This window comes from Paracoccus sp. (in: a-proteobacteria) (assembly GCF_039808215.1).
GTDB lineage: Bacteria > Pseudomonadota > Alphaproteobacteria > Rhodobacterales > Rhodobacteraceae > Paracoccus.
This window is the reverse complement of the sequence record NZ_JBDHSP010000015.1, coordinates 1-19637: the sequence shown is the minus strand read 5'-3', so window position 1 is coordinate 19637 and position 19637 is coordinate 1. Positions and strand designations below refer to the sequence as shown.

At 68.5% G+C, this 19637-nt stretch carries 24 protein-coding genes; 21 read left to right on the top strand and 3 right to left on the bottom strand.

The window, feature by feature from the left end; all coding sequences use genetic code 11:
* Window positions 1-17: 17 nt before the first annotated feature.
* Window positions 18-824 carry a 4-hydroxy-tetrahydrodipicolinate reductase gene (gene dapB / locus WMK75_RS07485; protein ID WP_347267048.1) on the bottom strand — a complete coding sequence of 269 codons (807 nt, stop codon included), beginning with the start codon at window positions 822-824 and terminating at the stop codon, window positions 18-20.
* A gap of 69 nt (window positions 825-893) precedes the next feature.
* On the opposite strand from dapB, the gene rbfA reads away from it, so the two are divergent.
* From rbfA to WMK75_RS07450, 7 genes are all read left to right on the top strand, one after another.
* On the top strand, window positions 894-1310 hold the full coding sequence (gene rbfA, locus WMK75_RS07480) for a 30S ribosome-binding factor RbfA (RefSeq protein WP_347267047.1): 417 nt from the start codon (window positions 894-896) through the stop codon (window positions 1308-1310).
* Complete coding sequence (locus WMK75_RS07475) at window positions 1300-2055, top strand: phosphodiester glycosidase family protein (protein WP_347267089.1); 756 nt, start codon at window positions 1300-1302, stop codon at window positions 2053-2055. Before rbfA ends, WMK75_RS07475 begins: the two co-directional genes overlap by 11 nt.
* The gene (gene truB, locus WMK75_RS07470) at window positions 2055-2948 is read left to right on the top strand and encodes a tRNA pseudouridine(55) synthase TruB (protein ID WP_347267046.1); all 894 of its coding nucleotides are present in this window, start codon (window positions 2055-2057) and stop codon (window positions 2946-2948) included. Before WMK75_RS07475 ends, truB begins: the two co-directional genes overlap by 1 nt.
* Before the next feature lie 53 nt (window positions 2949-3001).
* Complete coding sequence (pgsA, locus tag WMK75_RS07465; protein WP_347267045.1) at window positions 3002-3631, top strand: CDP-diacylglycerol--glycerol-3-phosphate 3-phosphatidyltransferase; 630 nt, start codon at window positions 3002-3004, stop codon at window positions 3629-3631.
* The gene (gene moaD / locus WMK75_RS07460; protein ID WP_347267044.1) at window positions 3621-3872 is read left to right on the top strand and encodes a molybdopterin converting factor subunit 1; all 252 of its coding nucleotides are present in this window, start codon (window positions 3621-3623) and stop codon (window positions 3870-3872) included. Before pgsA ends, moaD begins: the two co-directional genes overlap by 11 nt.
* Window position 3873: 1 nt before the next feature.
* A complete protein-coding gene (locus WMK75_RS07455) occupies window positions 3874-4308 on the top strand; it encodes a molybdenum cofactor biosynthesis protein MoaE (RefSeq protein WP_347267043.1) in 435 nt (144 codons plus the stop codon).
* A gap of 67 nt (window positions 4309-4375) precedes the next feature.
* Entirely contained in the window at window positions 4376-5332 is a 957-nt protein-coding gene (locus tag WMK75_RS07450) for an acetyl-CoA carboxylase carboxyltransferase subunit alpha (protein WP_347267042.1), read from the top strand.
* Window positions 5333-5355: 23 nt separating this feature from the next.
* Here WMK75_RS07450 and metF read toward each other — a convergent pair whose 3' ends face one another.
* Complete coding sequence (gene metF / locus WMK75_RS07445; RefSeq protein WP_347267041.1) at window positions 5356-6219, bottom strand: methylenetetrahydrofolate reductase [NAD(P)H]; 864 nt, start codon at window positions 6217-6219, stop codon at window positions 5356-5358.
* A gap of 91 nt (window positions 6220-6310) precedes the next feature.
* On the opposite strand from metF, the gene WMK75_RS07440 reads away from it, so the two are divergent.
* The 8 genes from WMK75_RS07440 to WMK75_RS07405 all read left to right on the top strand — a co-directional run bounded on the left by WMK75_RS07440 (window position 6311) and on the right by WMK75_RS07405 (window position 12660).
* Window positions 6311-7228, top strand: coding sequence for a LysR substrate-binding domain-containing protein (locus WMK75_RS07440; protein WP_347267040.1), 918 nt, complete (start codon window positions 6311-6313; stop codon window positions 7226-7228).
* A 263-nt stretch (window positions 7229-7491) separates the two neighbouring features.
* Window positions 7492-8583 carry an ABC transporter permease gene (locus WMK75_RS07435; protein ID WP_347267039.1) on the top strand — a complete coding sequence of 364 codons (1092 nt, stop codon included), beginning with the start codon at window positions 7492-7494 and terminating at the stop codon, window positions 8581-8583.
* The gene (locus WMK75_RS07430; RefSeq protein WP_347267038.1) at window positions 8580-9356 is read left to right on the top strand and encodes an ABC transporter ATP-binding protein; all 777 of its coding nucleotides are present in this window, start codon (window positions 8580-8582) and stop codon (window positions 9354-9356) included. The genes WMK75_RS07435 and WMK75_RS07430 overlap by 4 nt, the downstream gene beginning before the upstream one ends.
* Before the next feature lie 3 nt (window positions 9357-9359).
* The gene (locus WMK75_RS07425; RefSeq protein WP_347267037.1) at window positions 9360-10619 is read left to right on the top strand and encodes an MlaD family protein; all 1260 of its coding nucleotides are present in this window, start codon (window positions 9360-9362) and stop codon (window positions 10617-10619) included.
* 11 nt (window positions 10620-10630) lie between these two features.
* Window positions 10631-11257, top strand: coding sequence for an ABC-type transport auxiliary lipoprotein family protein (locus tag WMK75_RS07420; RefSeq protein WP_347267036.1), 627 nt, complete (start codon window positions 10631-10633; stop codon window positions 11255-11257).
* A 125-nt stretch (window positions 11258-11382) separates the two neighbouring features.
* Window positions 11383-11838: a cytochrome c gene (locus WMK75_RS07415; RefSeq protein ID WP_347267035.1), complete on the top strand. Its 456-nt coding sequence runs from the start codon at window positions 11383-11385 to the stop codon at window positions 11836-11838.
* The gene (locus tag WMK75_RS07410; RefSeq protein ID WP_347267034.1) at window positions 11838-12425 is read left to right on the top strand and encodes a cytochrome b/b6 domain-containing protein; all 588 of its coding nucleotides are present in this window, start codon (window positions 11838-11840) and stop codon (window positions 12423-12425) included. Before WMK75_RS07415 ends, WMK75_RS07410 begins: the two co-directional genes overlap by 1 nt.
* Window positions 12426-12504: 79 nt before the next feature.
* On the top strand, window positions 12505-12660 hold the full coding sequence (locus tag WMK75_RS07405; protein ID WP_347267033.1) for a hypothetical protein: 156 nt from the start codon (window positions 12505-12507) through the stop codon (window positions 12658-12660).
* Window positions 12661-12695: 35 nt separating this feature from the next.
* On the opposite strand, the gene parC is transcribed toward WMK75_RS07405, so the two are convergent.
* The gene (parC, locus tag WMK75_RS07400; protein ID WP_347267032.1) at window positions 12696-14924 is read right to left on the bottom strand and encodes a DNA topoisomerase IV subunit A; all 2229 of its coding nucleotides are present in this window, start codon (window positions 14922-14924) and stop codon (window positions 12696-12698) included.
* 103 nt (window positions 14925-15027) lie between these two features.
* On the opposite strand from parC, the gene WMK75_RS07395 reads away from it, so the two are divergent.
* The 6 genes from WMK75_RS07395 (at window position 15028) to WMK75_RS07370 (ending at window position 19497) form a co-directional block, all read left to right on the top strand.
* Window positions 15028-15843, top strand: coding sequence for an SDR family NAD(P)-dependent oxidoreductase (locus WMK75_RS07395; RefSeq protein ID WP_347267031.1), 816 nt, complete (start codon window positions 15028-15030; stop codon window positions 15841-15843).
* A gap of 21 nt (window positions 15844-15864) precedes the next feature.
* Window positions 15865-16065, top strand: coding sequence for a twin transmembrane helix small protein (locus tag WMK75_RS07390; protein ID WP_347267030.1), 201 nt, complete (start codon window positions 15865-15867; stop codon window positions 16063-16065).
* Window positions 16065-16637 carry a cob(I)yrinic acid a,c-diamide adenosyltransferase gene (locus tag WMK75_RS07385; RefSeq protein WP_347267029.1) on the top strand — a complete coding sequence of 191 codons (573 nt, stop codon included), beginning with the start codon at window positions 16065-16067 and terminating at the stop codon, window positions 16635-16637. Before WMK75_RS07390 ends, WMK75_RS07385 begins: the two co-directional genes overlap by 1 nt.
* Window positions 16638-16756: 119 nt before the next feature.
* A complete protein-coding gene (locus WMK75_RS07380) occupies window positions 16757-17515 on the top strand; it encodes an electron transfer flavoprotein subunit beta/FixA family protein (RefSeq protein ID WP_347267028.1) in 759 nt (252 codons plus the stop codon).
* On the top strand, window positions 17515-18441 hold the full coding sequence (locus tag WMK75_RS07375) for an electron transfer flavoprotein subunit alpha/FixB family protein (RefSeq protein WP_347267027.1): 927 nt from the start codon (window positions 17515-17517) through the stop codon (window positions 18439-18441). The genes WMK75_RS07380 and WMK75_RS07375 overlap by 1 nt, the downstream gene beginning before the upstream one ends.
* A 180-nt stretch (window positions 18442-18621) precedes the next feature.
* Entirely contained in the window at window positions 18622-19497 is an 876-nt protein-coding gene (locus WMK75_RS07370; RefSeq protein WP_347267026.1) for a 3-hydroxybutyryl-CoA dehydrogenase, read from the top strand.
* The last annotated feature ends 140 nt before the right edge of the window (window positions 19498-19637 follow it).

Below are 19637 nucleotides of genomic sequence, written 5' to 3'. Positions count from 1 at the left end.
AGAATCCCGGCGCGGCATCACAGCCCAAGCACATCCGCCATGTCATATTGCCCCGGCCCCTTGTCCTGGCCCCAGAGGGCCGCGCGCAGCGCGCCGCGGGCAAAGATGGCGCGATCGGTGGCCAGATGGCGCAACACCAGCCTTTCGCCGGCGGCGGCAAAGATCACGTCATGTTCGCCCACGACATCGCCGCCGCGGATCGAGGCAAAGCCGATCGCGCCCGGCGCCCGCACCCCGGTGATGCCGTCGCGCGCCGGCGTCCGCAGCTCGTCCAGCCGGTGGCCGCGCCCCTCGGCCGCGGCCTCGCCCAGCATCAGCGCGGTGCCCGAGGGGGCATCGACCTTGCGGTTGTGATGCGCCTCGACCACCTCGATGTCCCAATCCTCGCCCAGGGCGGCGGCGACGCGGCGGGTCAGCCCGACCAGCAGGTTCACGCCAAGGCTCATGTTGCCGGCGCGGATGATCGGGGCGTGACGGGCCGCGGCGGCGATTTTCGCCAGATCGGCCGCGCTCAGCCCGGTGGTGCCGATCACATGCACGGCGCGTGCCTGCGCCGCCAGTTCGGCAAATGCCACCGTGGCCTCGGGGGCGGTGAAATCGATCACCGCCTGCGCGCCGGCGATCGCCGCCACCGCATCGTCGGTGACGCTGATGCCCAGCGCCGCGCCGCCCATGGCCTCGCCGAGGTCGCGGCCGATCCAGGGGCTGCCGGCGCGCTCGACCGCGCCGACCAGGCGCGCCTGGTCCGATTCCAGAACGCTGCGCACCAGCATCTGCCCCATGCGGCCCGAGGCGCCCGTGACCACGATTCCCGGCTTGTCCATGCTCGATCTCCTGTTTCCTGCCGTTCTAGCCCGTTGCGACCCGCGCCGCGACCCCCTACATCTGCGGCCATGGCACAGAACCGCTTTCATTCCGGCCCCGGCCCCTCGCAACGCCAGCTTCGCGTCGGCGAGCTGATCCGCCACAAGCTGTCCGAAGTCCTGCTGCGCGGCGACGTGCACGACCCGGACCTGAACCGGCATTCGATCACCGTGGGCGAGGTGCGCACCTCGCCCGACCTGAAGGTGGCAACGGCCTATGTGCTGCCGCTCGGCGGGCGCGACGCCGCGGCGGCGCTGGAGGCGCTACGCCGCAATGCGGGCGAGCTGCGCCATCTGGTCGCCCGCGGCATGGCGCTGAAATACGCGCCGCAGCTGCGCTTCGTGCTGGACGAGACCTTCGACCGCATGGACGACACCCGCCGCATGCTGTCCGAGGACCGCGTGCGCCGCGACATCGAACATGACGATGCGGATGATGCGGATTGAGCTGAGGCGCCGGCTGGGCCTGGCCGCCGGGGCGCTGCTGGCGATGGCGCTGCCGGCGCTGGCCGGGATCTGCGAAAGGCGCGATTTCGACGGGCAGGGCTATGCCGTCTGCACGCTCTCGGCCGCGCAGGAGCCGGGGCTGGACCTGTGGCTGAACGGCGAGGGCGGCAGCCCCTTCGGCGATTTCTCGGCCCTGCGCCGCAGCCTGCCGGCAGAGCGGGTGCTGGGCTTTGCCATGAACGCCGGCATGTATCACCCCGATTACACGCCGGTCGGGCTGTTCGTCAGCGACGGAACGATGCACCACGACCTGGTCACCGCCGGCGGCGAGGGAAATTTCGGCCTGCTGCCCAATGGCGTCTTTTGTGCCGGCGGCGCACAGCCCTTTCGCGTGATCGAAAGCCGCGCCTTCGCCCGCCAGCGTCCGCAATGCCGCATCGCCACGCAGTCGGGCCCGATGCTGGTGATCGAGGGCGCGCTGCATCCGCGGTTCCTGACGGACAGCGACAGCCGCCACATCCGCAACGGTGTCGGCGTGTCAGACGACGGGCAGACGGTCTGGTTCGCGATCTCGGACCGGGCAGTGACCTTCCACGAATTCGGGCGACTGTTTCGCGACGGGCTGGGGGCGCGGAACGCGCTTTACTTTGACGGCTCGATCTCGCGGCTTTATGCGCCCGCGCTGGGACGCGCCGATTTCGGGCGCCGGCTGGGGCCGATCATCGGATATACGGAAAGACGGTAATGGCACGAAAGAAGGGGCGCGACATCCACGGCTGGCTGATCGTGGACAAGCCGGCGGGCGTCGGCTCGACCGATGTGGTGGGCAAGGTGCGCTGGGCGCTGGACGCGAGGAAGGCCGGCCATGCCGGCACGCTGGACCCGGACGCGACCGGGGTGCTGGCCATTGCCCTGGGCGAGGCGACGAAAACCGTGCCGATCCTGACCGACGCGCTGAAGGCCTATGACTTCACCGTGACCTGGGGGGCGGAAACCTCGACCGACGACGCCTCGGGCACGGTCACGCGGACCTCGGACGCGCGCCCCGCCGCCGAGGCGATCCGCGCGGCTCTGCCCGCATTCACCGGCAAGATCATGCAGGTGCCGCCCGCGGTCTCGGCCGTGCATGTCGACGGCGCCCGCGCCTATGACCTGGCGCGCGAGGGTGAGGTGCCGGAGCTGGCGGCGCGGCCGCTTTGGGTCGAATCGCTGGAACTGCTGGACAGCCGCGCCGACAGCGCCGATCTGCGCATGGTCTGCGGCAAGGGCGGTTATGTGCGCGCCATCGCCCGCGACCTGGGCCGCGAACTGGGCTGCCTTGGCCATGTCGCCGCGCTGCGCCGCATCTGGTCGGGCCCCTTCGATGCCCGGGACGGCATGGCGCTGGCGCGCATCGACCGCGCCAACCAGGCCGAGATCGAGGCGGCGCTGCTGCCGCTGCAGGCCGCGCTGGCCGACCTGCCCGAGATGCGCGCCACCGAACCCGGCGCCACCCGCATCCTGAACGGCAACCCCGGCCAGGTGTTGGGCCATGCCGAATTCGGCGAGGAGGTCTGGGTCAGCCGCAATGGCCGGGCGCTGTGCATCGGCCGCTATCTGGGCGGCGAGGTGCAGCCAAGCCGGGTCTTCAACCTCTAGCACGCCGGCCATTGGCCCTTCCCCCGGCCGGCACAAGTGCCTAGATTGCTGTCATGCGCTGGACCCTGCCCAATATCCTGACCATGCTGCGACTGGCGGCCGCGCCGCTGCTGCCGCTGATGTTTCTGTTCCTCAGCCGGCCGTTCGCGGATTTCGCGGCACTGGTGCTGTTTCTGGTCGCCGCCGTCACCGACTGGTTCGACGGCTATCTTGCCCGCGCCTGGCGCCAGGAAAGCCGCTTTGGCGCCGCCATGGATCCGATCGCCGACAAGGCCATGGTCATCATCGCCGTGGTGGTCATCACCGGCTATTCCGGCATGAACCCCTGGCTGATCCTGCCCTCGACGGTGATCCTGTTTCGCGAGGTCTTCGTCTCGGGGCTGCGCGAATTTCTCGGCGACCAGTCGCGGCTGCTGAAGGTCACGAAACTGGCAAAATGGAAGACCACGGCGCAGATGGTCGCCATCGCTGTGCTGTTTTTGGGCACGGGGCTGAAATATTACGAGGTCGGCCATCCGCCGCTGGTCGGCGAGACCCGCCTGCCCTGGTCCGACAGCTGGTCGGATCTGGCCACGCAGCTGGGCCTCTTGCTGATCTGGATCGCCGCGGGCCTGACCGCGGTCACCGGCTGGGACTATTTCGACAAGGCCCGCCCGCATCTGAGGGATCGCCATGGCGCTTGACATCCTGTATTTCGCCTGGCTGCGCGAACGCATCGGCCAGCCGCGCGAACGCATCGAGACCGACGCCGCCACCGTGCGCGAACTGGTGGCCGAACTTTCCGCGCTGGACGAATGGCACGCGGCGGCGCTGGCGGATCTTGCGGCGGTGCGCGTGGCCATCGATCAGGAACTGTCGGACCTTGACGCGCCGCTGGCCGGCGCGCGCGAGGTGGCGTTCTTTCCGCCGATGACCGGGGGCTGAGATGTCGGCCCGCGTGCAGAGCCAGCCCTTCGACCTGGGCACCGAACTGGCGGGTTTCGGCCAGGGCGCCGGCGCGGTGGTCTGCTTTTCCGGCCTGGTGCGCGACGAGGGCGGGCGGCTGCTGGCACTTGAGATCGAGCACTATCCCGGCATGACCGAAAAATCCCTGACCGCCTACGGGCTGGAGGCGGCGCGCCGCTTTCACCTGGAAGATTGGCGCATCGTGCACCGCCACGGCCGGCTTGAGGCGGGCGAGGCGATCATGATGGTGGCCTGTGCCGCGCGCCACCGCCGCGCCGCCTTCGAGGGCGCGGAATATCTGATGGACTGGCTGAAATCCCGCGCCCCCTTCTGGAAGCGCGAGATCACCGCCGCGGGCCCCGGCGCCTGGGTCGATGCCCGCGACGAGGATGAGGACGCGCTGGCGCGCTGGTAAGGCAAAAGTTGCATTCCCGCCCGGCGCCAAGCATACAGGCGCCGCGCATGATCGGTTGGAGCCCCGCATGACCTATCTCGAGTTCGAAAAACCCCTGGCCGATCTTGAGGGCAAGGCCGAGGAGTTGCGGGCGCTGGCGCGCAAGGGCGAGGGCGTCGATCTGGAGAAGGAGGCCGCGGCGCTGGACAAGAAGGCCCAGGACATGCTGCGCGACCTTTACAGGCAGCTCGATCCCTGGCGCAAGACCCAGGTGGCCCGCCATCCCGAACGCCCGCATTGCCGCGCCTATATCGAGGCGCTGTTCAGCGAATTCACCCCCCTGGCCGGCGACCGCGCCTTTGGCGAGGATCACGCGGTCATGGGCGGGCTGGCGCGGTTTCGCGACGCGCCCTGCGTGGTCATCGGCCATGAAAAGGGCAACGACACCCGCTCGCGCATCGAGCACAATTTCGGCATGGCCCGCCCCGAGGGCTATCGCAAGGCGATCCGGCTGATGGAGATCGCCGAGCGCTTTGCCCTGCCGGTGATCACCCTGGTCGACACGCCCGGCGCCTATCCCGGCAAGGGCGCCGAGGAACGCGGCCAAAGCGAGGCCATCGCGCGCGCCACCGAGAAATGCCTGCAGATCGGCGTGCCGCTGGTCTCGGTCATCATCGGCGAGGGCGGCTCGGGCGGCGCCGTGGCCTTCGCCACCGCCAACCGCATCGCCATGCTGGAACATGCGATCTATTCGGTGATCTCGCCCGAGGGCTGCGCCTCGATCCTGTGGAAGGATTCCGAGAAGATGCGCGAGGCGGCGCATGCGCTGAAGCTGACAGCGCAGGATCTGAAAAAGCTGGAGATCATCGACCGCATCATCGCCGAGCCAGTGGGCGGCGCCCAGCGCGCGCCCGGCGAGGCGGTTGCGGCGGTGGGGGTGGCGATCGCCGCCATGCTGGAGGAACTGGCGGGACGCAAGCCGGCCGAGCTGATCCGCGACCGGCGGCAGAAATTCCTGAACATGGGCGCCAAGGCGCTGGCCTGAGCGCCGATCCGGGCGCCGGCGCCTCAGGCCACCTGCGACAGCCCGGCGGCCGGCGCGACGCCCAGCGCGCCGCAGACCTTCACCACCAGTTCCGGCTTGTTCAGCGTGTAGAAATGCAGCCGGTCCACGCCGCCGGCCACCAGATTCTCGCACAGGCGCACACAGACATCATGCGCCAGCTGCGACTCGCCCGCCTTGCCGGCGGCGGCAAAGGCCGCTTCCGCCCAGGCGGGCACCGAGGTGCCGCAACGCTCGGCAAAGCGGCGCGCGCCGGCCCAGCTCTGGATCGGCAGGATGCCGGGGATGATCGGCGCCGCGATCCCGGCCGCGGCGCAGGCATCGCGAAAGCGGAAGAACGTGTCGGCATCGAAGAAGAACTGCGTGATGGCACTGCTGGCGCCGGCATCCACCTTGCGCCGCAGCCAGGCGACATCGGCGGCGGTATCGGCGCTGTCGGGATGCGGCTCGGGATAGGCGCCGCAGCGGATGGTCACGTCGCCGCGCGCGGCGATCGCCTCGATCAGCTCGACGGAACTGGCGAAACCCTCGGCATGGGGGGCAAAGCGGCCCTGGCCCTGCGGCGCGTCCCCGCGCAGCGCCACGATCTCGTTGACGCCGGCGGCGACGTAATCGGCAACGATCTGCAGGGTTTCCTCGCGCGTGGCATCGACGCAGGTCAGATGCGCCGCGACATTCAGCCCGTAATGGCTGGCCAGCGCCGTCACCGCCTCATGGGTCAACTGCCGCGTGGTGCCGCCGGCGCCATAGGTCACCGAGACGAAATCCGGCCGCAGCGGCGCCAGCGCCCGCGCCGTGTCCCACAGCCGGAACGACTGGTCCAGATTGCGCGGCGGGAAGAATTCGAAGCTGACGGCGGGCGTGGGCATGGCTGTTGTCCTTTTGCTGAGGACCTTGTCGCACGCGCCGCGACGTGAGACAAATTCATAATCCTCAAGACAATGATGAGTTCCATTCACGATGCACCTTGAACTCCGGCATTTGCGCAGCCTGCGCGCCATCCATGATCAGGGCGGGCTGGCCCGTGCCGCCGAGGTGCTGAACCTGACGCAATCGGCCCTGTCGCATCAGATCAAGGCGCTGGAGGAACAGGTGGGGGTCGAGCTGTTCCTGCGCCGCACCAAGCCCCTGCGGCTGTCGGGCGCGGGAATGCGGCTCTTGCGCACCGCCGAGCAGGTGCTGCCGCTGATCGAGGCCGCCGAGGCCGAGTTCCGCGCCGTGGAACTGGGCCGCGCCGGGCGGCTGCATGTGGCGATGGAATGCCACCATTGCTTTGACTGGCTCTTGCCGGTGCTGGACCAGTTCCGCCGCGCCTGGCCCGAGGTCGATCTGGACATCCGCTCGAGCCTGGCGCTGAAGGCGCTGCCGGCGCTGGAACGCGGCCAGGTGGACATGGTGATCTCCTCGGACCCCGAGCGCATCGCCGGGGTAAGCTTCCAGCCGCTGTTCGACTATGCGCCGACCCTGGTGGTGGCGGCGGACCACCCGCTGGCCGCCAGGGGCTATGCCGAGCCCGCCGATCTGGCCACCGAGACGCTGATCACCTATCCGATGGAGCGGGCGCGGCTGGACGTGTTTTCGCAGTTCCTCGACCCGGCGGGGATCGAGCCGGCGCATGTGCGGCAGGTGGAACAGACCGCGGTCGCGCTGATGCTGGTCGCCTCGGGGCGCGGGGTCTCGGTGATGCCGGACTGGGTGCTGCGGGCGCAGGCGGGCAATGCGGAACTGGCGCTGCTGGCACTGGGCCGCCAGGGCATGCTGCGCCGGCTTTACGCCGGCATCCGCAGCGAGGACCTGCTGCAACCCTATATGGCGCATGTGCTGCGTCTGGCCCGGACCGAGCCGGTGCGGATGATGCGGGCGCTGGCGCAGGGTTGAGGCAACCCCGGGACAATCGGCAACAGGAACAACAAGGAACCCGGATCCCGGGGCAGGCCACGCCGGGCATGTGGTCGCGACCTATGCCGAAAAGCATAGTCGGAAATGCCCGGCGCCGTCAAATCACGCAAGCGTAAAACATGTGACAAATCCCGCACGTCTGGACGCAATCCCAAGCTGTTGTCGCGAAGGTGCTGCCGCCGGGGTTTGACAAGCGCCGCCAGAAGCCCGATGAGTTCTGCGCAATCGCCGCAAGGACACCCATGGCCGACGCGATCCCAGACGGCAGACTGACCGCCTCGACCTCGGACGGGGTGCTGCGGCTTGCCGGGGATTTCACCGTCTGGACGCTGGCGCAGCTGCCCGATCAGGTCCATGCCGCGACGCATCTGGACCTGTCGGGGCTGACCCGGCTCGACACTGCCGCCGCCTGGTTCCTGCTGGGCCGCGAACGCGACGGCGCCAGCCTTGCGGGGCTGAACGAGACCCAGGCGCGGCTGCTTGACAATGTCCGCGCCGCCCTGCCCCGGCCCGAGCCGGCCCCGGCCCCGCGCGCCGACTGGCATCAGCTGCTTGAACGCACCGGGCGCGGCATCGTCGCCGCGCTGATCTTTCTGCGCGAACTGGCGGAATATCTGGGCCGCTTCCTGGCAGCGCTGGCGCGCACCATCCGCCATCCCCGCGATTTTCGCCTGACGGCGCTGATCTGGCACTGCCAGGAGACCGGGCTGCGCGCCGTGCCCATCGTCGCGGTGATGTCCTTCCTGATCGGGGTGGTGCTGACATTCCAGGGCGCGACGCAGCTGCGCCAGTTCGGCGCCGAGATCTTTGTCGTCGACCTGCTGGCCATTTCCATCCTGCGCGAACTGGGCATCCTGATGACCGCGATCATCGTCGCCGGCCGCACCGCCTCGGCGCTGACCGCCTCGATCGGCTCGATGAAGATGAACGAGGAAATCGACGCCATGCGCACCCTGGGGCTGAGCCCGGACATGGTGCTGGTGCTGCCGCGGGTGCTGGCGCTGGTGATCACCCTGCCGATCCTGGGGCTGATCGCCAATGTCTCGGGGCTGGTGGGCGGCGCGCTGATGTCCTGGATCGACCTCGGCATCTCGCCGCCGCTGTTTCTCTACCGGCTGATGGAGACCAGCGTCGATCACGCCATCGTCGGGCTCAGCAAGGCGCCGATCTTTGCGCTGATCATCGGCATCGTCGGATGCCATGCCGGCATGAAGGTCGGCAAGGACGCGGAATCGCTGGGCGCGCAGACCTCGGCCGCGGTGGTGCATGCGATATTCGCGGTGATCATCGCCGATGCGCTGTTCTCGATCTTCTTCTCGACGGTCGGGCTATGAGCGGCAATGTCATCGAGGTGCGCGGGTTGCGCACGCAGTTCGGCAGCCATGTCGTGCATGACGGGCTGGACCTCGACCTGAAGCGGGGCGAGATCCTCGGCGTGGTCGGCGGCTCGGGCACCGGCAAATCCGTGCTCTTGCGCAGCATCGCCGGGCTCAGCCGCCCGGCGGCCGGCACCATCCGGGTCTTTGGCGAGGATGTCGCGGCGCTGCATGGCCCGGCGCGCGAGGCGCTCGAGCGGCGCTGGGGCGTCATGTTTCAAAGCGGGGCGCTGTTTTCCTCGCTGAACGTACGCGAGAATGTCGAGGTGCCGCTGCGCGCCGTGCCCGGCCTCTCGGACGAGACGCGCCGGGGGCTGGCCGAGCTGAAGGTCTCGATGGCCGGCCTGCCCTGGATCGCCAATGCGAAATACCCCTCGGACCTGTCGGGCGGCATGAAGAAACGCGCCGGCATCGCCCGCGCGCTGGCGCTGGACCCCGAGATCGTCTTTCTGGACGAGCCGACCGCCGGGCTGGACCCGATCGGCGCCGATGCCTTCGACCGCCTCATCCTTGAACTGCGCAATGCGCTGAACCTGTCGGTGTTTCTGGTCACCCATGACCTTGACACGCTGCACACCTGCTGCGACCGCATCGCGGTGCTGGCGGAAAAGCGCGTGCTGGTCACCGGCACCATGGCCGAGATGCTGCAGGTCGATCACCCCTGGGTGCATGAATATTTCCACGGACCGCGCGCCCGCGCCGCGATGACCAGCAGCCGGAGCAAGGAGTAGAGCATGGAGACCAAGGCCAATTACGTCCTGATCGGGGCCTTTACCATCGCCGGCTTCCTCGGCCTGCTGCTGTTTCTGATGTGGTTCGCGAAACTCGAGCTGAACCGGCAGTTCGCCTGGTATGACATCTATTTCCAGGAGGTTTCCGGGCTCAGCCCCTCGTCGGACGTGACCTTCGCCGGGCTTTCGGTCGGGCGCGTGGCCGAGATCCGGCTTTCGGGCAACGAGAACGGCCCGGTGCGCGTGCGCATCGAGGTGGCCGAGGACACGCCGGTGCGCGTCGATTCCCGCGCCTCGGTCGAGAGCCAGGCAGTCACCGGCATCTCGACCGTGGCAATCACCGCCGGCACGCCGGAAGCGCCGCTGCTGCGCGAGGCCAGCGCCGATCCCGTGCCGGTCATCGCCGCCAACCGCTCGGCGCTGCAGACACTGTCGGACCAGGGTCCCGAGATGATCTCGCGGCTGAACACCGTGGCCGAACAGCTGACCGAACTGCTGGGCGAACAGAACCAGGCGCGGGTGAACGCCATCCTCGGCAATGTCGAACGTTCAAGCGGCAACCTGGACAAGTCGCTGTCCGACATCTCGCGCGCGACCGATTCCATCGCCTCGGCCGCCGCCGACATCTCGGAATTCGGTACCCGCATCGGCACGCTGGGCGATGCGGCCGAAAGGACCCTGGCGCGGACCGACAGCGCGCTGGATTCGGGAACCAAGGCGCTGGATACGGTGCAGTCCTATGTCGAGGCCGACCTCAGGCCGCTGACGCGGCGGCTGGGCCAGACCGCCGACACGCTGCAGACCGACCTGACGCGGCTGACCAATCGCGCCGACCGCAGCATGGACAGCCTCGACAAGGCGCTGGAGATCGGCAACCGCACCCTGGCGGCGGCCGAGCGCGCCTTTGACGGCGCCGACCGGGTGATCAATACCGATGTCGGCCCGGTGATGTCGGACCTGCGGGTGACGCTTGGCAAGGCCAACGAGGCCATCGACCAGGTGGTGGTCGACCTGCCGCAGATCACCGGACAGATGCGCATCGCCGCCGAAAGCGCCAGCGCCGCCTTTGGCACCATGAACACGCTGCTGGCCGGCATCAGCGCCCCGGTGCAGGATTTCGCCCGCAACGGGCTGGCGCAGATCACCCGGCTGACCGGCGACATGCGTGACCTGGTCGGCAACATGAACCGGCTGGTCACGGGCCTGCGCCGCAACCCGTCACAGATCATCTCGGGACCGAACGTCCCCGAATTCCGCCGCTGAAGGAGACCATGATGCGCGCCACCGCCGCCCTTCTTGCCCTGGTGCTGACCCTGCCCGGCTGCGGCGCGCTCAGCGCGCTGCAGGGCGAGCCCAATCGCGACGTGTTCGAACTGCGCCCGCCGTCGGACACGCCGCAGCGTTGCGGCCACGGCCGCCTGGCCGAGCTGGTGATCGAGCCGCCCAAGGCGCGCGGCACGCTGGACACCGACCGCATCATGATCCGCCCGAACGCGCTGCAGACGCAATATCTGCCGGATGCGCGCTGGGGCGACACGGTGCCGGTGACGCTGCAGACGCTTTTGGTGCGCAGCTTCCGCGTCTATGACGCCTTCACCCATGTCGGACGGGCGCCGCTGGGCACGGCCGGGGATTTCGCGCTGATCTCGGAGATCAACGATTTCAACGCCGAGGTCGCGGGCAAGGGCGCCCTCATCCGCCTGTCGGTCAGCGCCCAGATGGTGCGCGAGATGGACGCCCGGGTGGTGGCGCGCGGCCAGTTCACCGCCGAGACCAGCGCGCCCTCGACCAGGACCGCCGACCTGATCCCGGCCTTCGACGCCGCCGGCCAGGAGCTGGTGCGCCAGATGACCGGCTGGGGTCTGACCGCGGTGGGGGTGAACCCGGCGCGCTGCCGCTGAGCGGCCGGAACCCGCCTTCACGAGAACGGCATCCGCGCCCGCATTGGCAGAAGGGTTTCCTTGTGTCAGGCTGGCGTGATGCAATTGACACGTGCAGCCCGCGCCACATGAGAGGATACGACGACATGCGCCTTGTTCTGACTGCCGCCGCCCTTGCCATCCTGCCCCTGACCGCCAGCGCCCAGGACGATCCGATCGAACAGGCGATCGAGGCCCGCCAGGGTTTCTACGAGATGCTGGCGATCAATATGGGCAAGCTGGCCGGCATGGCCAAGGGCGACCTGCCCTATGACGAGACCGCCGCCAGCCGCGCCGCCGCCAATATCGAGACGCTGACGCATTACGACCTGCCCAGCCTGTTCCTTGAGGGCAGCGGCTCGGACAAGGTCAAGGGCACGGCGGCACGGCCCGACATCTGGGCCGATCCCGACCAGTTTCGCGCCAAGTTCTCGGGGCTGCAAGAGGCCGCTGTCGGCGCCCCCGATGCGGCCAAGGGCGGGGCGGCCAATGTCGGCGCCCTGGTGCAGAAGCTGGGCGGCGCCTGCAAGGCCTGCCACGATTCCTTCCGCGAGAAAAGCTGATGGCCGGCCGCGGCCCGGTGCGCGAGGCGCGGGTCTGGGACCCGCTCTTGCGCAGTTTCCACTGGCTGCTGCTGGTCTTCGTGGTGATCTCCTGGAGCCTGGGCCAGTTCGGGCCGGCCAGGATGACGCTGCATTTCTGGTCGGGCTATGTGGTGGCGGGACTGCTGGTCTTTCGCCTGGTCTGGGGCTTTGTCGGCCCGCCTCCGGCGCGGTTCTCGCAGTTCCTGCGCGGGCCGGGGGCGATTGCCGCCTATGCCCGGCGCCTGTTCCTGCGCGAGCCCAGCTACTGGCCCGGCCACAACCCGATGGGGGCGCTGTCGGTGATCGCCATGCTGGCGGTGCTGGCGGCGCAGGTGACCACCGGGCTGATCTCGGATCCGGATGATTTCATCAATGTCGGGCCGCTGGCGCAGCATGTCAGCTCGGCCACGCGTTCGCGCGCGGTGGGCTGGCACAATCTGGGCGCGCTGCTGATCCTGCTCTTGGTGGCGCTGCATGTCGGCATGATCTATTTCTACCGCTTCTGGAAGCGCGAGGACCTGATCGGGCCGATGATCACCGGGCGCAAGCAGATCCGCGACGAATAGCGCGGAATTGACCGGCGGCCCCGCGCATGCGACCATCACCGGGCGGGCCCAGGCCCGCGGAGCTCAAGGAGGCTGCCCGATGCTCAGCAAGACCGCCGCCCTGGCCCTGGCGCTTTCGGTGATCGCGGCTCCGGCATTTGCGGATTGCGCCGGCCACAAGAAGATCTCGGCCGACCAGAGTGCCACGACCACGCAACCCGACGGCCCGGTGATCCGGCCCAAGGCCAGCAGTTGAACGACCAAGGGCGGGATCATCCCGCCCTTGCGTTTTCAGGTGAAGCGGTTGTCGCGCGGGAATCCGCGCGGCGCCATGCGCCCGGCGGTGGCACGCTTGCCCAGCCATTCTGTCAGGTCCGGTTCGGTGCGGGTGCGCCCGCCGCTTTCCTGCCAGCGCAACCCGTCAGAGAGCGTCAGGCAGATTGCGTCCGACAGCCCGCCATCCTTGAACTTCTGCAGGCGTACGCCCTTGCCGCGCGCCATCTCGGGCAGTTCGTCCAGGGCAAAGACCAGCAGCTTGCGGTTCTCGCCGACCACGGCGACATGGTCGCCACTGATGCGCCGGATCAGCAGCGCGTCGCCGTTCAGCACCTGCTTGCCGGCGCGGGTCTGCGCCAGGATGTCGCCCGCCGCGACGATGAAGCCGTCGCCGGCTTTTGACGCCAGCAGATAGCGCTCGCCCTCGCGCCAGGGAAAGAGGTCGATCACCTCGGCGTCATTGGGCAGGTCGATCATCAGCCGCAGGGGTTCCCCCATGCCGCGCCCGCCAGGCAGGTTGCTGGCCGGCAGGGTATAGAAGCGGCCGTTGGCGCCGTAGAGCATCAGCTTGTCTGTGGTCTCGGCATGCAGCGCCATGAAGGGGCCGTCGCCGTCCTTGAACTTCAGTTCCGCGTCCAGCGGCTGATGCCCCTTCAGCGCGCGGATCCAGCCCATCTTCGACAGGATGACGGTGACCGGCTCGCGCTCGATCATCGATTCCATGTCGATCTCGGTCGGTTCGCCCGCCTCGGCGATCTCGGTGCGGCGCTGGCCGCCGGGGGCGGACTTGCCGAATTTCATCCGCGTCTCGCGCAGCTCGGCGGCGATCTTCGCCCATTGGCTGGCGTCGTCGGCCAGCATGGCCAGCAGGCCCTCGCGCTCCTGCGACAGCGCCTCGCGCTCGGCGCGCAGCTCGATCTCCTCAAGCTTGCGCAGCGCGCGCAGGCGCATGTTCAGGATCGCCTCGACCTGCACCTCGGACAGGGCGAATTCGGCCATCAGCACCGCCTTGGGCTCGTCCTCGTGGCGGATGATCGCGATCACCCGGTCGAGGTTCAGGAAGGCGATCATGTAGCCCTTGAGCACCTCGAGGCGCGCGGCGATCTTGTCGAGCCGGTGGTTGGCGCGCCGGACCAGCACCTCGCGCCGGTGGTCGAGAAAGGCGCGCAGCACCTCCTTGAGCGAGCAGACCTTCGGCACGCGCCCGTCGATCAGCACGTTCATGTTCAGGCCAAAGCGCACCTCAAGCTCGGTGACGCGGTAAAGCGCCGCCATCAGCTGCTCGGGCTCGACGCTGCGGGCGCGCGGCTCGAGGACGATGCGGATGTCCTCGGCCGATTCGTCGCGCACATCGGCCAGGATCGGCACCTTCTTTTGCTGGATGACCTCGGCCAGACGCTCGATCAGGCGCGATTTCTGCACCTGATAGGGAATCTCGGTGACAACGATCTGCCAGCTGCCGCGGCCCAGGTCCTCGACCGTCCAGCGCGCGCGCAGCCGCAGGCTGCCGCGGCCGGTGCGGTAGGCCTCGGCGATGGTGTCGCGGGTCTCGACCAGCACGCCGCCGGTCGGGAAATCCGGCCCCGGCATGATCGAGACCAGCGTATCGTCGCGCGCATCCGGCGCCTTGATCAGATGCAGGCAGGCGTCGATCACCTCGTGCAGGTTGTGGGGCGGCACGTTGGTCGCCATGCCCACCGCGATGCCCGAGGCACCGTTGCACAAAAGGTTCGGGAAAGCCGCCGGCAGCACCACCGGCTCTTGCAGGGTGCCGTCATAGTTCGGGCGGAAATCGACCGCGTCCTCGGCCAGACCGTCCATCAGCGCCTCGGCAGCCGCGGTCAGGCGGGCCTCGGTATAGCGGCTGGCGGCGGGGTTGTCGCCGTCGATATTGCCAAAGTTTCCCTGCCCGTCCACCAGCGGATAGCGCATGGCAAAGGGCTGCGCGAGCCGCGCCATGGCGTCATAGATCGCGGCATCGCCATGGGGGTGATAATTGCCCATCACGTCGCCCGAGATCTTGGCTGATTTGCGAAAGGCGCCGCCGGGCGACAGGCGCAGTTCGCGCATGGCGTAAAGGATGCGCCGGTGCACGGGCTTGAGCCCGTCGCGGGCATCGGGCAGCGCCCGGTGCATGATCGTGGACAGCGCATAGGTCAGATAGCGCTCGCCAATGGCGCGCGACAGCGGCTCGGATGAGGTCTGGCCCCCGTTCGGGCCGGCATTGTTCGGATCGTCGGACATGGGGAATTGCATAGGGCCGCCGCGGGCGCCGGTCCAGCCGGAAATGCGCGTATTGCGCCAGCGGCCGGACTGGCGCAGAACCATGCGGCAACAGGGGGCACGCATGAGGACCGTTCTGATCACCGGCTGCTCGTCCGGCATCGGCCTGGATGCGGCGCATCACCTGCGGGCGCGCGGCTGGCGGGTGCTGGCGACCTGCCGCAAGCCCGGGGACCTGGCGGCACGCCGCGCCGAGGGCTTTCACGCGCTGCATCTGGAACTGGCCGACGAAGCCAGCGTCGCCGCCTGCGCCGAGGAAGCGGCGGCGCTGGGGGTGGATGCGCTGGTCAACAACGCCGCCTTCGCCATTCCCGGCGCGGTCGAGGACCTGCCGCGCGGGGCGCTGCGCGCCATCTTCGAGGCCAATCTCTTTGGCACGCATGACCTGACGCGGCAGCTGATCCCGCATTTCCGCACCCATGGCGGGCGGGTGGTGAACATAAGTTCGGTCCTCGGGCTGGTCGGCATCCCCTGGCGCGGCGCCTATGTGGCGACGAAATTCGCCCTCGAGGGGCTGACGGACGTGCTGCGCCTTGAAATGCAGGGCACCGGGGTGAGAATCGTCCTGATCGAGCCCGGCCCGATCGGCACCCGCATCCGCCTGAACTCGATCCCGCATTTCGAGCGCTGGATCGACTGGCGGGCCAGCCCCCGCGCCGGGGAATACCGCGCCACGCTGCTGAAGCGGCTCTATCAGCCGGCGGCGAAAAAGGACCGGTTCGAACTGCCGCCCGCCGCGGTCAGCGCCCGCATCGCCACGGCGCTGGAGGCGCCGGATCCGCGGCCGCGTTATTACGTCACCACGCCCACCCATGTCTCGGGGATCGGGCGGCGGCTGCTGTCGACGCGCGCTCTGGACTGGTTCGCGCGCCGCAGCTAGGGTGCGGCAAAAGGACCCGGAATGCGCGACGATCCGCTTTTCTACCTGCTGGCGATCTGCTGTCTGGCCGTGGTGGTGATCCTGGCCACCGGCATCGGCGGCTTTGCCCGGGGCGGCGAATTCAACCGCAAGCATGGCAACCGCATGATGCGCTGGCGCATCTATGCCCAGGCCGTCGCCATCGCGGTCTTTCTGATCTATCTCTGGGCAAGGAGCAAATGATGGTCGTCCTGAACAGGATCTATACCCGCACCGGCGACAAGGGCGAGACGGCGCTCTCGAACGGCGAAAGGGTGCGCAAGGACAGCCTGCGCGTCGCCGCCTATGGCACGGTGGACGAGCTGAACGCGACGCTGGGCCTGGCGCGGCTGCATGGCGCGGGCGAGCTGGCCGAGCGCATCGCGGTGATCCAGAACGATCTGTTCGATCTTGGCGCCGATCTGGCCCGCCCGCGCATGCACGAAGACGCCGCCGCCCCGCATCCGGTGCTGCGCATCATCGAATCGCAGGTGGACCGGCTCGAGCGCGAGATCGACGCGATGAACGCCCATATCGCGCCGCTGCGCAGCTTCATCCTGCCCGGCGGCAGCGCGCTGGCCGCGCATCTGCATCTGGCACGCACCGTGGCCCGCCGTGCCGAACGCGCCGCCGTGGCCCTTTCCGGCGCCGAGGACGCCAACCCCGCGGCGGTGAAATATCTCAACCGCCTGTCGGACTGGCTGTTCGTGGCCGGGCGCGTCGCCAATGACCAGGGCCGGCAGGACATCCTCTGGGTGCCGGGCGCCAGCCGTTAGCGTCAACATCGCCCGATCGCCGCGTCACCGCGCCGCTCGGACGATTTTTCCCTGTCATTGCCGGGGATGGGCCGCTAACACGCTGCCGACAGCAGACGCAACAAGAGGGGGAGAGTCCGATGAAGGTTCTCGTGCCGGTCAAGCGCGTGATCGACTATAACGTGAAGGCCCGGGTAAAGGCCGACGGATCCGGTGTCGATCTGGCGAATGTGAAGATGTCGATGAACCCGTTCGACGAGATCGCGGTCGAGGAGGCGATCCGGCTGAAGGAAAAGGGCGTGGCAAGCGAGGTCGTCGCCGTCAGCATCGGCGTCAAGCAGGCGGCCGAGACGCTGCGCACCGCGCTGGCCATGGGCGCCGACCGCGCCATCCTGGTCGTCGCCGCCGATGATGTCGCCACCGACATCGAGCCGCTGGCCGTCGCCAAGATCCTGGCCGAAGTGGCCCGGACCGAGGGTGCGCAGCTGGTCATCGCCGGCAAGCAGGCGATCGACAACGACATGAACGCCACCGGCCAGATGCTGGCAGCACTTCTGGGCTGGGGCCAGGCGACATTCGCCAGCAAGGTCGAGATCGAGAGCGCGAAGGCGAAAGTCACCCGCGAGGTGGACGGCGGGCTGCAGACCGTCGAGGTGGCGCTGCCGGCGGTGATCACCGCCGACCTGCGCCTGAACGAACCGCGCTATGCCAGCCTTCCCAATATCATGAAGGCGAAAAAGAAGCCGCTGGATGAAAAGACCGCCGGTGATTACGGCGTCGATGTCAGCCCGCGGCTGGAGATCGTCTCGACCCGCGAACCCGAGGGCCGCAAGGCCGGCATCAAGGTCGCCTCGGTGGACGAGCTGATCGGCAAACTGAAAGAAGCGGGGGTGATCTGATGGCCGTTCTTCTGCTGGGTGAAGTCACCAATGGCGAACTGAACCGCGATGCCACCGCCAAGGCGGTGTCGGCGGTCAAGGCCCTGGGCGAGGTGACCGTGCTTTGCGCCGGCGCACATGCGAAATCCGCCGGCGAGGCGGCGGCCAGGATCGCCGGCGTCAGCCGGGTGCTGGTGGCCGAGGCGCCGCTTTACGGCCACCGCCTGGCCGAGCCGACGGCGGCGCTGATCGTCGGGCTGGCCGGCGAGTTCAGCCATATCGCCGCGCCCGCGACCACGGATGCCAAGAACATCATGCCGCGCGTCGCGGCGCTGCTGGACGTGATGGTGCTGTCGGATGTCTCGGCGGTGATCGACGCCGATACGTTCGAGCGCCCGACCTATGCCGGCAATGCCATCCAGAGGGTGAAATCGCGCGACGGCAAGAAGGTCTTCACCATCCGCACCGCCAGCTTCGACGCGGCGGGCGAAGGTAGTGCGGCCGCCGTCGCCGACACCGCGAGCGCCGCCGATCCGGCGCTGTCGGCCTGGATCGCCGACGAGGTCGCCGAAAGCGACCGGCCCGAATTGACCTCGGCCAAGCGCGTGGTCTCGGGCGGGCGCGGCCTTGGCTCGAAGGAAAGCTTCGAGATCATCGAGGCCCTGGCCGACAAGCTGGGCGCGGCGGTGGGTGCCTCGCGCGCGGCGGTGGACAGCGGCTATGCCCCGAACGACTGGCAGGTGGGTCAGACCGGCAAGGTCGTGGCGCCCGAGCTTTACGTCGCGGTGGGGATCTCTGGTGCCATCCAGCATCTCGCCGGGATGAAGGACAGCAAGGTGATCGTCGCCATCAACAAGGACGAGGAGGCGCCGATCTTCCAGATCGCCGATTACGGCCTTGTGGGCGACCTGTTCAGCGTGGTCCCGGAACTGACCGGCAAGCTCTAGCCCCGCGCAGATCCCCGGCGGGACGCCTGCGCGCGCCCCGTCGAGGGGCGCGCGCAGGCGCGGGGGCCAGGCCCCCGGCCACCGGCCCCGCCGCCGCTCGGCATCCCCGGGCGGTTTTGGCATTGAACGCCCCCGGGCTTGTGCCTATCGTCCCGGCTGATCGGGAAAAGGATGGACCTCATGGCGATTCAATCGGTGGGCGTGGTTGGTGCCGGGCAGATGGGCAACGGCATCGCGCATGTCTTTGCCCTGGCGGGTTATGACGTGCTGATGACCGATATCTCGCGCGAAGCGCTGGACAAGGCGCTGGCCCTGATCGACCACAATATGGAACGCCAGGTCCATCGCGGCAAGATCTCCGAGGCCGACCACGCCGCGGCAATGAAGCGCATCGCCACCACCATGTCGCTTGCCGATCTGGGCAAGACCGACCTGATCATCGAGGCCGCGACCGAGCGCGAGACCGTCAAGCAGGCGATCTTCGAGGACCTGCTGCCGCATCTCAAGCCCGATACCATCCTGACCTCGAACACCTCCTCGATCTCGATCACCCGGCTGGCCAGCCGCACCGACCGCCCCGAGCGCTTCATGGGTTTCCATTTCATGAATCCGGTGCCGGTGATGCAACTGGTCGAACTGATCCGCGGCATCGCCACCGATGAGGCCACCTATAAGACCCTGGCCGAGGTGGTGGCCAGGATCGGCAAGACCGCGGCCAGCGCCGAGGATTTCCCGGCCTTTATCGTCAACCGCATCCTGATGCCGATGATCAACGAGGCGGTCTATACGCTTTATGAGGGCGTGGGATCGGTCAGTTCCATCGACCAGTCGCTGAAACTCGGGGCGAAACACCCGATGGGGCCGCTGGAACTGGCGGATTTCATCGGGCTCGACACCTGCCTTGCGATCATGAACGTGCTGCACGAGGGGCTGGCGGACACGAAATACCGTCCCTGCCCGCTTCTGGTGAAATATGTCGAGGCCGGCTGGCTGGGCCGCAAGACCGGCCGCGGCTTTTACGACTATTCGGGCGAGCATCCCGTGCCGACGCGCTGAGGCCCCCGGGGGCCTTGCCCCCGCGCCGCCTGCACCCCTCGACGGGGCGCAGGCGGCGATCAGGCCTTTTCCTTGCAGATTGAGCAGATTCTTCGGGTTGCGAGTTGGTAGCCCTCGGTTCCGAGGCCGGCGAGGACGCC

What these genes read in the sequence shown, in the direction of transcription:
- dapB (WP_347267048.1), bottom strand. Translation starts at nt 824, where the DNA reads ATGGACAAGCCGGGAATCGTGGTCACGGGCGCCTCGGGCCGCATGGGG.
- rbfA (WP_347267047.1), top strand. Translation starts at nt 894, where the DNA reads ATGGCACAGAACCGCTTTCATTCCGGCCCCGGCCCCTCGCAACGCCAG.
- WMK75_RS07475 (WP_347267089.1), top strand. Translation starts at nt 1,300, where the DNA reads ATGCGGATTGAGCTGAGGCGCCGGCTGGGCCTGGCCGCCGGGGCGCTG.
- truB (WP_347267046.1), top strand. Translation starts at nt 2,055, where the DNA reads ATGGCACGAAAGAAGGGGCGCGACATCCACGGCTGGCTGATCGTGGAC.
- pgsA (WP_347267045.1), top strand. Translation starts at nt 3,002, where the DNA reads ATGCGCTGGACCCTGCCCAATATCCTGACCATGCTGCGACTGGCGGCC.
- moaD (WP_347267044.1), top strand. Translation starts at nt 3,621, where the DNA reads ATGGCGCTTGACATCCTGTATTTCGCCTGGCTGCGCGAACGCATCGGC.
- WMK75_RS07455 (WP_347267043.1), top strand. Translation starts at nt 3,874, where the DNA reads ATGTCGGCCCGCGTGCAGAGCCAGCCCTTCGACCTGGGCACCGAACTG.
- WMK75_RS07450 (WP_347267042.1), top strand. Translation starts at nt 4,376, where the DNA reads ATGACCTATCTCGAGTTCGAAAAACCCCTGGCCGATCTTGAGGGCAAG.
- metF (WP_347267041.1), bottom strand. Translation starts at nt 6,219, where the DNA reads ATGCCCACGCCCGCCGTCAGCTTCGAATTCTTCCCGCCGCGCAATCTG.
- WMK75_RS07440 (WP_347267040.1), top strand. Translation starts at nt 6,311, where the DNA reads ATGCACCTTGAACTCCGGCATTTGCGCAGCCTGCGCGCCATCCATGAT.
- WMK75_RS07435 (WP_347267039.1), top strand. Translation starts at nt 7,492, where the DNA reads ATGGCCGACGCGATCCCAGACGGCAGACTGACCGCCTCGACCTCGGAC.
- WMK75_RS07430 (WP_347267038.1), top strand. Translation starts at nt 8,580, where the DNA reads ATGAGCGGCAATGTCATCGAGGTGCGCGGGTTGCGCACGCAGTTCGGC.
- WMK75_RS07425 (WP_347267037.1), top strand. Translation starts at nt 9,360, where the DNA reads ATGGAGACCAAGGCCAATTACGTCCTGATCGGGGCCTTTACCATCGCC.
- WMK75_RS07420 (WP_347267036.1), top strand. Translation starts at nt 10,631, where the DNA reads ATGCGCGCCACCGCCGCCCTTCTTGCCCTGGTGCTGACCCTGCCCGGC.
- WMK75_RS07415 (WP_347267035.1), top strand. Translation starts at nt 11,383, where the DNA reads ATGCGCCTTGTTCTGACTGCCGCCGCCCTTGCCATCCTGCCCCTGACC.
- WMK75_RS07410 (WP_347267034.1), top strand. Translation starts at nt 11,838, where the DNA reads ATGGCCGGCCGCGGCCCGGTGCGCGAGGCGCGGGTCTGGGACCCGCTC.
- WMK75_RS07405 (WP_347267033.1), top strand. Translation starts at nt 12,505, where the DNA reads ATGCTCAGCAAGACCGCCGCCCTGGCCCTGGCGCTTTCGGTGATCGCG.
- parC (WP_347267032.1), bottom strand. Translation starts at nt 14,924, where the DNA reads ATGTCCGACGATCCGAACAATGCCGGCCCGAACGGGGGCCAGACCTCA.
- WMK75_RS07395 (WP_347267031.1), top strand. Translation starts at nt 15,028, where the DNA reads ATGAGGACCGTTCTGATCACCGGCTGCTCGTCCGGCATCGGCCTGGAT.
- WMK75_RS07390 (WP_347267030.1), top strand. Translation starts at nt 15,865, where the DNA reads ATGCGCGACGATCCGCTTTTCTACCTGCTGGCGATCTGCTGTCTGGCC.
- WMK75_RS07385 (WP_347267029.1), top strand. Translation starts at nt 16,065, where the DNA reads ATGGTCGTCCTGAACAGGATCTATACCCGCACCGGCGACAAGGGCGAG.
- WMK75_RS07380 (WP_347267028.1), top strand. Translation starts at nt 16,757, where the DNA reads ATGAAGGTTCTCGTGCCGGTCAAGCGCGTGATCGACTATAACGTGAAG.
- WMK75_RS07375 (WP_347267027.1), top strand. Translation starts at nt 17,515, where the DNA reads ATGGCCGTTCTTCTGCTGGGTGAAGTCACCAATGGCGAACTGAACCGC.
- WMK75_RS07370 (WP_347267026.1), top strand. Translation starts at nt 18,622, where the DNA reads ATGGCGATTCAATCGGTGGGCGTGGTTGGTGCCGGGCAGATGGGCAAC.